The sequence below is a fragment of the Paenibacillus sp. FSL M7-0802 genome, assembly GCF_038004945.1.
Lineage (GTDB): Bacteria > Bacillota > Bacilli > Paenibacillales > Paenibacillaceae > Paenibacillus > Paenibacillus polymyxa_B.
In genome coordinates this window covers 1,937,022-1,949,307 of sequence record NZ_JBBOSD010000001.1, presented here as the reverse complement: position 1 = coordinate 1,949,307, position 12,286 = coordinate 1,937,022, and the positions used below count along the sequence as shown (strand labels likewise).

The 12,286-nt window shown below is 49.1% G+C and carries 10 protein-coding genes and 1 riboswitch; of the genes, 8 read left to right on the top strand and 2 right to left on the bottom strand.

All coding sequences use genetic code 11. The features are described from left to right. Positions 1–59 precede the first annotated feature (59 nt). Positions 60–172: riboswitch (TPP riboswitch) on the top strand. A 187-nt stretch (positions 173–359) separates the two neighbouring features. Beyond that, on the top strand, positions 360–2,201 hold the full coding sequence (gene thiC / locus MHB54_RS09215; RefSeq protein WP_340981569.1) for a phosphomethylpyrimidine synthase ThiC: 1,842 nt from the start codon (positions 360–362) through the stop codon (positions 2,199–2,201). A 121-nt stretch (positions 2,202–2,322) separates the two neighbouring features. On the opposite strand, the gene MHB54_RS09210 is transcribed toward thiC, so the two are convergent. Further along, complete coding sequence (locus tag MHB54_RS09210; RefSeq protein WP_010348453.1) at positions 2,323–2,475, bottom strand: hypothetical protein; 153 nt, start codon at positions 2,473–2,475, stop codon at positions 2,323–2,325. Positions 2,476–2,981: 506 nt separating this feature from the next. On the opposite strand from MHB54_RS09210, the gene MHB54_RS09205 reads away from it, so the two are divergent. After that, positions 2,982–3,818: a YitT family protein gene (locus MHB54_RS09205; RefSeq protein ID WP_023987004.1), complete on the top strand. Its 837-nt coding sequence runs from the start codon at positions 2,982–2,984 to the stop codon at positions 3,816–3,818. A 267-nt stretch (positions 3,819–4,085) separates the two neighbouring features. On the opposite strand, the gene acnA is transcribed toward MHB54_RS09205, so the two are convergent. Next, positions 4,086–6,797, bottom strand: a complete 2,712-nt coding sequence (gene acnA / locus MHB54_RS09200) for an aconitate hydratase AcnA (protein WP_264454182.1) — start codon at positions 6,795–6,797, stop codon at positions 4,086–4,088. 420 nt (positions 6,798–7,217) lie between these two features. On the opposite strand from acnA, the gene MHB54_RS09195 reads away from it, so the two are divergent. The 6 genes from MHB54_RS09195 to MHB54_RS09170 all read left to right on the top strand — a co-directional run bounded on the left by MHB54_RS09195 (position 7,218) and on the right by MHB54_RS09170 (position 12,261). Then, positions 7,218–8,213 carry an amidase domain-containing protein gene (locus MHB54_RS09195; RefSeq protein ID WP_023987006.1) on the top strand — a complete coding sequence of 332 codons (996 nt, stop codon included), beginning with the start codon at positions 7,218–7,220 and terminating at the stop codon, positions 8,211–8,213. Between the two features lie 73 nt (positions 8,214–8,286). Then, complete coding sequence (locus MHB54_RS09190) at positions 8,287–9,375, top strand: D-alanine--D-alanine ligase (protein WP_068939418.1); 1,089 nt, start codon at positions 8,287–8,289, stop codon at positions 9,373–9,375. A gap of 101 nt (positions 9,376–9,476) precedes the next feature. Next, positions 9,477–9,800: a hypothetical protein gene (locus MHB54_RS09185; RefSeq protein ID WP_023987008.1), complete on the top strand. Its 324-nt coding sequence runs from the start codon at positions 9,477–9,479 to the stop codon at positions 9,798–9,800. A gap of 138 nt (positions 9,801–9,938) precedes the next feature. Beyond that, on the top strand, positions 9,939–10,940 hold the full coding sequence (uvsE, locus tag MHB54_RS09180; protein ID WP_264454181.1) for a UV DNA damage repair endonuclease UvsE: 1,002 nt from the start codon (positions 9,939–9,941) through the stop codon (positions 10,938–10,940). Positions 10,941–11,114: 174 nt separating this feature from the next. Further along, a complete protein-coding gene (locus tag MHB54_RS09175) occupies positions 11,115–11,981 on the top strand; it encodes an inositol monophosphatase family protein (RefSeq protein ID WP_023987010.1) in 867 nt (288 codons plus the stop codon). 37 nt (positions 11,982–12,018) lie between these two features. Continuing rightward, positions 12,019–12,261 carry a hypothetical protein gene (locus tag MHB54_RS09170; protein WP_023987011.1) on the top strand — a complete coding sequence of 81 codons (243 nt, stop codon included), beginning with the start codon at positions 12,019–12,021 and terminating at the stop codon, positions 12,259–12,261. Positions 12,262–12,286 lie beyond the last annotated feature (25 nt).

Here is a 12,286-nt window from a genome sequence, read left to right as displayed (position 1 = left end):
AGTAGTCTGGTAAGGATGGCGGGATGTCTGTTATAGCCGCCTCATGTGAATAGAAGTATCACAGTTACTGGGGGAGCCTGTAATGCCGGGCTGAGATGGAATCGTGCAAGATTCTGGACCCTTTGCACCTGATCTGGATCATACCAGCGTAGGGAAGTAATCGGCCATTGAAATGTATACGCGGCTGCTGTCTACAGTGGCGCAGTGGAGTAGGATTATTCCACATGCGTACTGTCTGGATAGCTGCCTCGTTAGATTAGCCGGTTCCCTGGGGAACCGGCTTTTTTGCATAGATCAGCGCCACCCTGGGAATGGTTCCGGATCGGTGTGTCATTTCATCGAAACGGGAGGAATGGACAATGAAGCCGACAGAAGTGGAAGGAACAAAAGGAACAGAATTGAAATCAACAGAAGTAAGGGTAGGAACAAAAGAAGTTGAGGTAGAGAAGACAAACGGGGAGCAAGCCAGTGGGGTAACGCCCTTTCCAGGGAGCCGTAAGGTATATATTCAAGGCTCGCGGCCGGACATTGCCGTGCCAGAGCGCGAAATTGCTCTTCATCCTACACATACGCCGCAGGGCACGGAGCATCATGAGCCATTGCGTGTGTACGATACGAGCGGTCCCATGACCGACGAAGCCTATCAGGTCGATATCCGTCAGGGCCTGCCTCCATTACGGCGAGCTTGGGCCCTGGAACGGGGCGATGTGGAGGCTTACGAGGGACGCGCCGTCCAGCCGGAGGATAATGGACTGAAACCTGGCTCCAAACGGGAGACAGTGGAATTTCCCGGCGTGACCAACCGTCCGCTTCGTGCTTTGCAAGGTCGTACAGTGACACAAATGCATTATGCGCGGCAAGGGATCATTACGCCCGAAATGGAATTTGCGGCGATCCGCGAAGGGGTGGAGCCTGAGTTTGTACGGCAGGAGTTGGCTGCTGGACGAGCCATTTTGCCTTCGAATATCAATCACCCGGAAAGTGAGCCAATGGTCATTGGGCGTCATTTTCACGTGAAGATCAATGCGAACATTGGTAATTCTGCGGTTACCTCCTCCATCGAGGAGGAAGTGGAAAAAATGACCTGGGCTGTGCGTTGGGGCTCGGATACAGTTATGGACCTGTCCACAGGCCGTAATATCCATACAACACGTGAATGGATCATTCGGAATTCTCCTGTACCGATTGGGACTGTACCGCTGTATCAGGCACTTGAAAAGGTGAACGGCGAAGCAGAAGCGCTGACGTGGGAGCTGTATCGCGATACGCTGATTGAGCAAGCGGAGCAGGGAGTGGACTATTTTACAATTCATGCGGGTGTATTGCTGCGGTATATACCGATGACGGCGAATAGAATGACGGGAATCGTATCCCGTGGTGGGTCGATCATGGCAGCCTGGTGCCTTGCGCACCATCAGGAGAATTTTTTGTATACGCATTTTGAAGAAATCTGCGAAATTATGAAAGCCTATGATGTGGCCTTTTCTCTCGGGGATGGTCTACGTCCGGGTAGCATCTATGATGCGAATGATGAAGCACAGTTTGCAGAGCTGGAAACGTTGGGCGAGCTAACGCAGATCGCCTGGAAGCATGATGTTCAGGTCATGATTGAAGGGCCAGGACATGTCCCTATGCATAAAATCAAAGAGAATGTGGATTTACAAATGGAGATTTGTAAGGAAGCTCCTTTCTATACCTTGGGGCCGCTCACGACGGATATTGCCCCCGGATATGATCATATTACCTCAGCCATCGGGGCGGCGATGATCGGTTGGTTTGGGACGTCCATGCTGTGTTATGTTACGCCTAAGGAGCATTTGGGTCTGCCGAATAAGGATGATGTCCGCGAGGGTGTCATTACCTACAAAATTGCGGCACATGCTGCCGATCTGGCGAAGGGTCATCCACGGGCACAGCAGCGGGATGATGCTTTGTCCAAGGCACGCTTTGAGTTCCGGTGGCGGGACCAGTTCAATCTGTCGCTTGATCCCGAGCGGGCCTTGTCCTACCATGATGAAACGCTACCGGCAGAGGGCGCCAAGGAAGCACATTTCTGCTCGATGTGTGGTCCCAAATTTTGTAGTATGCGCATTACGCAGGACATTCGCGCTTATGCAGCGGATAAGGGGCTGAACACTCAAGAAGCAGTAGCTGCCGGGATGCGTGAGAAGGCAGAGCAGTATCGGGATGGAGGTCAGTAAAACGAACGTGTGAGTTTAGGAAAAATGAATTAAAAAAGCCGTGGTTCTCTACAGTCGATGTAGGGAACTACGGCTTTTTAGCTTATGTAAAGCGGGATCTTGCAACCGGATAAACGGCGCCTTATTTTTTACCCATTTTTTCATTCAAAATGTCCTGAAAGCTGAGCTTCTTCTCCGAGCTATCTTCTTTCTTCTGCATACTCACCGCGTTGGCACGTTGGTATTGGTGGTGAAAGGGCATCAGGGTGTGGACGGTTAAGTTCATTGTATTCATGTAGGTCATTCCTCCAATTCCATATTGTCAAATTCAGATTGAGTTGCTTAGGACGTCTGTATAGGACTATTTGTATGTACTTGATGTCGTGATGCTATGTAGGTTGCTTGGTAATGTTTCAATCATTATACCCACATTTTTTCAAAGTAAAACGCTTTTGACATAAAACAGGAAGATGGTCATATGTGTCCAAAATGTCGATTAGGAGGATGGTCGTTTTAGAGGAAAATGTGCCTAGGTCTAAAACAAGGGCTAGAGGCCCGTTTTCTTAGTTTAGTAGTCGGGATTGTGTTATTTTGTCGAATAACCTTGTAAAAGGAGAATTTTGCGGAATCCAAGTCAGGATTGAGGCAGTCTGGTGGCGAATTAAAGTGTCAAAGTTGTATTGACTTTATGTTTGGTAGTAGATACCATGAACTGGTTGTCAGCGTATTTTGGCAACAAGAGTCAGCCAATCCATCTGGCGATTCATCCTTTGAAATGTTAGAGAAAGGATTAGAGCATATATGAAAAAAAGTATTGCAGATATCGCATTTATTATTCTGGGTGCGTTTTTTTTCGCGCTAGCTGTTAATCTGTTTGTGATCCCGAATGAGTTTGGTGAGGGGGGCGTTACAGGGGTTACGATCATTTTGTACTACCTGTTTCAGTGGTCTCCCTCGATCGTCAATCTGGTGATCAATGGCTTGCTGTTGATTGTCGGATATAAATTTTTGGACAAGAGAACGACCCTGTACACTATAATTGCGGTCGCTTTTAACTCGCTGTTTCTACATTTAACGGTCAACTGGCGGATTGATTCGCATGAGCCGACGATTAATGCTGTATTTGCCGGAGTTTTGGTGGGGGTCGGCATTGGCTTAATTGTACGTGTAGGTGGCACTACGGCGGGAACGGTCATTTTAGCCCGAATTGCCAACAAGTATCTGGATTGGAATATCAGCTATGGCCTGCTGTTTTTTGATTTGATTGTCGCGTTCTCTTCCTATTTTATTATTGGTCCAGAAAAATTGATGCTAACTATCGTTATTTTGTACGTTGGTACGAAGGTGATGGACTTCATGATCGAAGGACTAAACCCTAAAAAAGCGGTCATGATCATTTCGGAGCACCAAGATAAAATTGCCGAGATGGTCATCACGAAAATGGATCGTGGAGTTACCGTCCTGTCAGGCCACGGATATTACACTAAAAATCCAAAAGAAGTGCTGTATATCGTCATTAGTAAACAAGAGGTGTCAGCGCTTAAAAAGATAGTGAAAGCCATCGACACAGCAGCATTTATCACCATTCATGACGTGCGGGACGTGTTCGGAGAGGGCTTTTTGGATATTTCGAAGTAACTCGCGTGCGAAGGTAGGGTTATAAGAGAACGTGGCTAGAAGTCGGTCCTGAGGGATCGACTTTTTTTGTTTTATATAAATAAGATGAACTTGAAAAATGAACATCAAAACGGAGTAAGCGGAATGGTGCTGTACAAGCGAAGCACCATCCGTCTGCGCAGTGGCGCTATAGGTAACTCTTAAGTTCGGTTTATATAAATAAAAAAATACCCCCGATTGCAGCTTTATCTGCAAAACGGGGGTTCTTCACATATGAAGTTCATAAACTTAGCTTTCGATCATTTGACGCAATACGGTTTGCAGAATACCACCGTTGTGGTAGTAGTCGATATCGACAGTGCTGTCCAAACGGGCAATTACTGGGAATTCGAACTTCGTGCCATCCTCGCGTTTAGCCACAACCGTAAGCTCTTGACCAGGCTTCACGTCATTGTCGATGCCAAGAATGTCAAACGTTTCACGACCGTTCAGACCCAGGCTGGACCAGCCATAGCCTTCCTGGAATTGCAGAGGCAGCACACCCATGCCGACCAGGTTACTGCGGTGAATCCGCTCGAAGCTTTCGGCAATGACAGCCTTAACGCCCAGCAAAAGCGTACCTTTGGCCGCCCAGTCACGGGAGCTGCCTGTGCCGTATTCCTTACCAGCAATGACGATCAGGTTCTGATCGGCTGCCTGATATTTCATGGATGCATCATAGATGGACATTTCCTCATCCGTTGGCAAGTATTTGGTCACGCCGCCTTCAGTACCTGGAGCCACATTGTTGCGGATACGGATGTTGGCGAATGTACCGCGCATCATGACCTCGTGGTTACCGCGACGGGAGCCGTAGGAGTTGAAGTCCTTGCGTTCCACGCCATGCTCCTTCAAGTACAGTCCTGCCGGGCTGGAAGGGGCAATGTTGCCTGCTGGTGAGATATGGTCCGTTGTGACCGAATCATTCAACAGGGCAAGCACACGGGCATTACGGATTTCCTTGATATCCTGCACGCCATCCTGAAGTTTTTCAAAGAATGGTGGATTTTGAATATAAGTTGATTTTTCATCCCATTCATACAGTTCGCCTTCAGGAACCGGAATGGAGTTCCACTTTTCGTTAGCAGTAAATACATTCTCATATTTACGACGGAACATATCTGGGCTGAGAGACAGGCTGATGGCTTCCTTGATCTCCTCGGAGGTTGGCCAGATATCTTTCAGGTAGACAGGCTGATTGTCCTGATCGTAACCGAGCGGATCATTCACCAAATCAATGTTTACTGTGCCTGCCAGCGCATAAGCGACAACCAGTGGCGGTGAGCCGAGATAGTTGGCTTTTACTTGCGCATGCACACGACCTTCAAAGTTCCGGTTGCCGGAAATAACTGCGCCAACCGTCAAATCATTGTCAGTGATGGCTTGACTCACTTCGTCAGGAAGTGGGCCGGAGTTACCGATACAGGTTGCGCAGCCGTAGCCTGCTACATGGAAGCCGAGGGCTTCGAGCGGTCCGATTAATCCGGCTTTTTGCAGGTATTCCGTCACGACGAGGGAGCCTGGTGTCAAGCTGGTTTTAACATAGCCTGGAGTTTTGAGCCCGCGCTGCACTGCTTTTTTGGCCAGCAAGCCCGCACCGAGCATAACGCTTGGATTGGAGGTATTCGTGCAGCTTGTGATAGCTGCAATAACGACTGCTCCTGTACCCAACTCGCTGGTGGAGCCGTCCGGATGGGTCAGCGGAATCTTCTGTGCGATTTTTTCATCGCTCAGTCCATAGCCGCCTTTGTCCACCGGGGTACGGATAATGCCTTCAAAGGTTTCTTTCATGCGGCTAAGCTCAACACGGTCCTGCGGACGTTTGGGTCCGGCGAGACTCGGTACAACCGAAGCCAGATCCAGCTCAATCGTATCGCTGAACACAGGGTCCGGTGTATCGGATGTGCGGAACATGCCTTGGGCTTTGTAATATTCCTCTACGAGGCTTACTTGCTCATCGGAACGTCCGGTGCTGCGCAGGTAGGCCAGCGTTTCTGCATCGACCGGGAAGAAGCCAATCGTTGCGCCGTATTCCGGTGCCATGTTGGCAACGGTCGCACGGTCAGCCAAGCTGATGTTAGCCAGACCAGGCCCGTAAAATTCTACGAATTTGCCGACTACGCCTTTTTTACGCAGCATTTGCGTTACAGTGAGCGCGAGATCGGTGGCGGTAGAGCCTTCCGTCAGACTGCCTGTCAGCTTGAAGCCAATCACATCGGGAGTGACAAAATACAGCGGTTGCCCCAGCATACCCGCCTCTGCCTCAATCCCGCCGACACCCCAGCCAACAACACCAAGGCCGTTAATCATTGTGGTATGGGAGTCTGTTCCCACGAGGGAATCCGGGAAGACGACCGTTTCGCCGTCAATGGTTTTGGTGGCGGCCACGGAGGCGAGATACTCCAGATTGACCTGATGGACGATACCGGTGGATGGCGGAACGGCGCGGAAGTTGTTGAACGCCGTTTGCGCCCAACGCAGAAAACGGTACCGCTCCTCGTTGCGTTCAAACTCTACATTAATATTGTAATCCAGCGCGTCACTGGTACCGAAAGCATCGACCATGACCGAATGGTCGATAACGAGATCGACAGGGACGAGCGGATTGATTTGTTTCGGATCACCGCCCGCTTTTTTCACCGTATCACGCATAGCTGCCAAATCGACAACCACCGGGACACCGGTAAAATCCTGAAGCACGATGCGTGCAGGAATGAACGGAATCTCCTTGTTGGTGTCACGATCCTCAGCCCATCCTGTCAGCTGTTGCACATGTTCTTCTGTAATGGCGCGTCCGTCAAATTGGCGAACCGCGGCTTCCAGCAACACTTTAATGGAGAAAGGCAGCTTGGCAATACCGCTCTTTCCTTGTTCCTCCAGTGCCTTAAGACTATAGTAGCGATAAGGCTTACCGTTAACTTCGAGACTACGGGCAATGGAGAATTGATCTTTTCCTGACATAAGTATTACCTCCTTGAAGTGGATGCTTGGGGGAAAATAGGGATGTCGTTTTTTCGACGTCTTGCACAGTTGGTTTAAATTGGTTGCGTTCTCAATTACATCTTCAGTGGTTCATTACGTGTTAGAGGTTGCGATCAATGTAATTTGTTTCATTAGATGAAACGTGATTTCAAAATGATTGCTTTTGGATTAAGTATACCGTTTTCAGACGGTTCCGTAAAGTTTTTTTGGCCTAAATGATGCGTTGCAGATTGGAAAATAAAACGTTCCGCTCCCTCGCGTTTCGATGTTCATACCAAGCTTTAGAGATTCATACTTATAGATAGAGAGCATATCAGACCAGAGAGGGAAGAAAGGAAGTTATACATCATTCCGGTTATCCCCGGAAAAGGATAGCGGGACGAATATGGAGGGATTGGGATGGGGGAGCGGGAATGGAAACAGGCCCTTTTTGCTTACGTGAATCAATACAATCGCAGTGAAGTGAATGGTGTACCGCAGCCGGATGAGTATCTGGAGGTGGGTCAGCGGATGGAACGAGCAGCACGTGCTGCCAGATTGGAGCAGTGGTACAACGAACGGGATGCTGTTCCCCTACGCAGCGAGACACGCGCCAAGCCGCTACGAATGGTGCAGGATACCCCGGATGAGGCTGTGGTAGATGTACAACTGCATGTCCGACTCTTTTATGAAAAGGGCGGGATGACTCACCGGGAGGATCGGATTGAACGGGAGCGTCTGACGTTCACACGCGAGGGTGAAGCCTGGCAGGTAGCGAGAATTGAGCGCGATCCGGCAGAAAGGAAGCCAGCGGGGGGAGAGGTTCCTTTTGAACAGGCTTCGTTTAATCAAGGAGGAAATCTGCCGCTGCTGAATCGCGGTGTGCTGGGCTTCGGCTCATCAGCACGTCCCAGCCGATATCGCCGCGAAGAAGCAGCGGCCTATGCAGATCAGTGGTGGGATAGCTTCAATCCGGAGTTTGAAGGTTTTGATGTGGATTGCACCAATTATATCTCGCAATGCCTCTTTGCAGGGGGAGCACCGATCCACTATACTGGTAAAAGAGAATCGGGCTGGTGGTATAAAGGACGGGTTGCCGGACGTGAGCTGTGGAGCTACAGTTGGGCAGTTTCCAACAGTCTGGAGCGGTATTTGGGCTCCAGTTCATGGGGGTTGACTGCTGAGCAAGTGAGTCGCCCAGAGCAGCTCATGCTGGGGGACGTCATTTTTTACGATTGGGATGGTGACGGAACCTTCCAGCACAGCACGGTGGTCACGGCCTTTGATGCGGGCGGCATGCCGCTAGTCAATGCACATACGGTAAGCTCCAGACATCGTTATTGGGACTATAAAAATTCGTATGCGTGGACCGACAACACGGTATATCGCTTTTATCACATCGCCGACTATTTTTAAATGAGATGATGGATAACAGGTACAGTGATGCAAATCAGTCACAATGACGAAAGCAGGAAAGCGGAGGATAGGCATGGCAAATCAAAAATTGACCGTAGGGCTGGTGTACGGTGGCAAATCGGGCGAACATGAGGTTTCGTTGCAAACAGCGTATGCGGTAATGAACGCTTTTAACTATGAGAAATACGAGATTATTCCTTTTTATATTACGAAGGCTGGCGATTGGCGTAGAGGGGCGCTATTAAGCGCTCCTCTGGCTTCTGTAGAGCAATTGAAGCTGGAACGCGCAGAGGGTGGCACCAAGGCGGCATTAGATACATTGTTCGGCAAGCTGTACGGAGAGCAGACGCTGGATGTGCTGTTTCCGTTGCTGCACGGTACCTTTGGCGAGGACGGAACGATTCAGGGTCTGTTCGAAATGGCGGATATGCCTTATGTCGGTGCGGGAGTGCTGGCTTCGGCAGCAGGTATGGATAAAGGCGTCATGAAGAAGCTGTTTGAGCATGCAGGATTGCCGCAAGTGAAATACTGTTATTTTAATAGTACACAGTGGGCCCAAACCAGTCATGATCTGGTACGTAACATGGAAACCGAGCTAGGTTATCCTTGCTTTGTCAAACCAGCCAATCTGGGATCAAGTGTCGGTATTTCCAAAGCCAGCAACCGAGAAGAGCTGGAAAAGGCTGTAGATCTGGCTTTGCAATTTGACCTAAAGGTGATTGTTGAGGAGTACGTCGATGCCCGTGAGATTGAGGTCAGTGTACTGGGCAATGATGAGCCGATTGCCTCGGTACCGGGTGAAATTGTATCGGCGAGTGATTATTACGATTACGCTGCCAAATATACGGATGGCCAATCGGAAATGCTTATTCCGGCACCGTTGGATGAGGAAGTGGCAGATCGTATTCGTGAAGCCGCATTGCAAGCATTCCGCGCTCTAGAAGGCTGCGGGATTTCCCGTGCCGATTTCTTCGTCAGACGCTCGGACGGACATATCCTTATTAATGAAGTGAATACAATGCCTGGTTTTACACCATTCAGTATGTATCCATTACTGTGGAGAGAAACAGGCGTATCCTATGCAAGTCTGCTGGACCGCATGATTGCCCTTGCACTGGAGCGTTATGAGCGCAGGTCGGCACTGCACTACGAGAACTCATAAACGAAACAAAGGGGAGCTGATCACTCTCCTTTTTGTTCATATAAATGGCATATCTTTGAGCAGAACACTAAACCCTTAATCATGAAAGGTGGCGGCTACACATGGGCTTTCAAACTGAATTTAACTCAGTGTGCAAATTCAAGAGCGAACAAGAACTTTACGAACTCCTGGAATACGGACGTGGCAAAATGGTTAAATCCGGGCTGCGCGTGTTTCCGACAGGCCAGAAGGTCATCGCTTACAGCGTGGATAACGTGGCAGTAGCCATCGTGCAGATTGTGGGCTGTATCGCCGAAATTAATTTCCAGGGCGATGAAGTGACCGAAGTTGAAATGATTCTCATTCGTAAGCTGAATGAAGAGGAAGCAAGAATTCAGACCGCATTGGCGGATGAAATGTTTTTTGGAGCACAGCAGCAATCCTAGCTGTTTCCTTCTTGCAATTTGTGCGATAACACCGAATCAGCAGGTGCTTTTCCGGGTATGATCAGTAGAAAAGGGTTTTAGGTCACAGAACGAAAGCGGCCTTACCATCTACTGCGACTGCTGAAAGGAAGACACCCTATGATCGTAAGGTTCGGTTATGTAGCCATGTCGGTTACCGTGCAAAATGCATCCCCCTCTAAAACCATGACAATGAGCAGCTTTACCAAGATTGGAGACCGAGAAGCTGCGATCCGCAAGCTAGAACGGATAGCAGCCGAAAATCTCCATAATACTTTGAGGCTGTTGCGCCATAATCGCGCGAGTGATATCCAGGTCTATCGTTTCTCATCTAAGCTGATTCCGCTCGCGACCCATCAGGATCTGCGGGATTGGGACCCTTTTCAGGCGCTTGCTGCTGACTTTGCAGAGGTTGGGAACTATGTCAAGGCGAATAGGATGAGGGTATCGTTTCACCCTGACCATTTTACAGTGTTAAGCACTCCCCGTCCTGAGGTGTTGGAGAGCTCCATTAATGATCTGAAGTACCACAAAGCGATGCTGGAGGCCATGGGGCTCGGTGCCGAAGCCAAGAACAACATTCATATTGGTGGTGCATACGGAGATAAGGTGACCTCAGGCCAGCGTTTTGTAGAGCAGGTTAGTGCGCTGGATCTTTCGTTAAGAGAACGGTTAACGCTGGAAAATGATGATAAAACGTTCAATGCGGTGGAAACGCTGGAGGCTTGCAAATTGACGGGGTTGCCGATGGTTCTCGATATTCATCATCAATGGGTGAATAATGAGGGGGAAAAGCCGTGGGAGCTATGGCCGGATATTTTGGATACCTGGAAAGGGGAATTGGCCCAAGCCGGATCTTCTGTTGATCATCCATTGCCGCCCAAAATCCATGCGTCCAGTCCCAAAAGTGAAAAAGATCCCCGGGGCCATGCGGACGGTGTTCTAGTGGAGCCGTTGCTTACCTTTTTGCGCAATATTGCCGGATATACGGATCGGATTGATGTCATGCTTGAAGCCAAGCTTAAGGATGAAGCGTTATTCGGATTGATGAATGAACTGCGCCTTCAGGAAGACAATGGGGTTAAAGTGCTGGATGGGGCTTCCGTAGAAATTATGCCTTAGAAAGTGGCATTTCGCGGATAAAGCTCCCATTTAGAGAAACTTTATGCAGTTTATTGTGTATACTAGAATGTATAAACTAGCAAACTTGTAATGAAACAGAGATGGTTAAGAGACTGTGCTGTAGGGCAGCTTCGTAAACCACGTAACAATGATATAGAAAGTAGAGTGAACACGTTGAACGAACATGAAAACGAAAAGGTTCCCTATATCGTATCAGGAAAAAGCTATACTGCCGTGGCTATTAACGCGGCATCCAAAGCCGGGGAATGGATTAAGAGCAGACTGGGAACTGTTGAACATTTGAATACCAAACAGTCTCCTACGGATCTGGTGACCGAGGTAGATAAAGGTGCAGAGCAGATGATTCGCAGACTGATTCTGACCCATTTTCCCGATCATGCTATTTTGGGTGAAGAGAGTGTAGAGCCGGGAGCCGAAGCTTCGGCCCGCGCATTAGAGGCTGCCCGTGAAGAGGAATATTTATGGATTATTGATCCGGTAGATGGCACTACCAATTTTGTACACAGTCTGCCGTATTACAGTGTGTCTATTGCCTTGGCCCATCGTGGCGAGGTAATTGTCGGGGTCATTTATGATCCGTCCCGTGATGAAATGTTTGTAGCGGAAAAAGGAAAAGGCGCGTATGTGCATGGCAATCGCATGCAAGCATCGAGAGAAGAAACACTGGGAGATAGTCTGGTCTGCATCGGCTTCCCACCGGACCGTACGTATGCACAACCGCTAAATATGAAAATTACGCAGGTTCTTACACCTCAAGTACGTGGCATTCGGGCGCTGGGATCGGCAGCATTGCATCTGGCTTATGTAGCGTCAGGACGGCTGTCGGCTTATTGCGAAATTGGTTTGAATGCGTGGGATGTAGCAGCGGGCGCTTTGCTGGTACAGGAATCAGGCGGTACCATCACCGATACATTGGGCAGACCTTATGACCTGAGTGTACGGCATATTGCAGCTACGAATACAGCTATTCATTCTCAACTTATTCAAGTGCTGAAAGAAGCAGACGCAACCGGGTTATAATTCTACGTAGACCATCATCCTGAAGGAGGAAATCGCGATGAGCCAATCCGAAGAATTGGAACGCCAGCTCAGTGAACTGCTGACGGAAGGCGAAATTCGTGAGAATGAGGCCAAAAAGCGGGAACGGCTCAGCCCTAAATATGAGGTGCGGGTTCAGACTCATATCGATCCCATTGTTGAGGAGACGCGTAAATACCGGAGTATGGCACGTGAACTTGATGACCGATACGACGAATATATGAGCAAGGCGGACAAATCGAAACCATCCGATCAACGCTAAGCAAATACAAATACCTCTTGCCGAA

Excerpts from the sequence above, each read along its gene's own strand:
- uvsE (WP_264454181.1), top strand. The coding sequence starts at position 9,939 with ATGATCGTAAGGTTCGGTTATGTAGCCATGTCGGTTACCGTGCAAAAT.
- acnA (WP_264454182.1), bottom strand. The coding sequence starts at position 6,797 with ATGTCAGGAAAAGATCAATTCTCCATTGCCCGTAGTCTCGAAGTTAAC.
- MHB54_RS09205 (WP_023987004.1), top strand. The coding sequence starts at position 2,982 with ATGAAAAAAAGTATTGCAGATATCGCATTTATTATTCTGGGTGCGTTT.
- thiC (WP_340981569.1), top strand. The coding sequence starts at position 360 with ATGAAGCCGACAGAAGTGGAAGGAACAAAAGGAACAGAATTGAAATCA.
- MHB54_RS09185 (WP_023987008.1), top strand. The coding sequence starts at position 9,477 with ATGGGCTTTCAAACTGAATTTAACTCAGTGTGCAAATTCAAGAGCGAA.
- MHB54_RS09190 (WP_068939418.1), top strand. The coding sequence starts at position 8,287 with ATGGCAAATCAAAAATTGACCGTAGGGCTGGTGTACGGTGGCAAATCG.
- MHB54_RS09195 (WP_023987006.1), top strand. The coding sequence starts at position 7,218 with ATGGGGGAGCGGGAATGGAAACAGGCCCTTTTTGCTTACGTGAATCAA.
- MHB54_RS09170 (WP_023987011.1), top strand. The coding sequence starts at position 12,019 with ATGAGCCAATCCGAAGAATTGGAACGCCAGCTCAGTGAACTGCTGACG.
- MHB54_RS09210 (WP_010348453.1), bottom strand. The coding sequence starts at position 2,475 with ATGAATACAATGAACTTAACCGTCCACACCCTGATGCCCTTTCACCAC.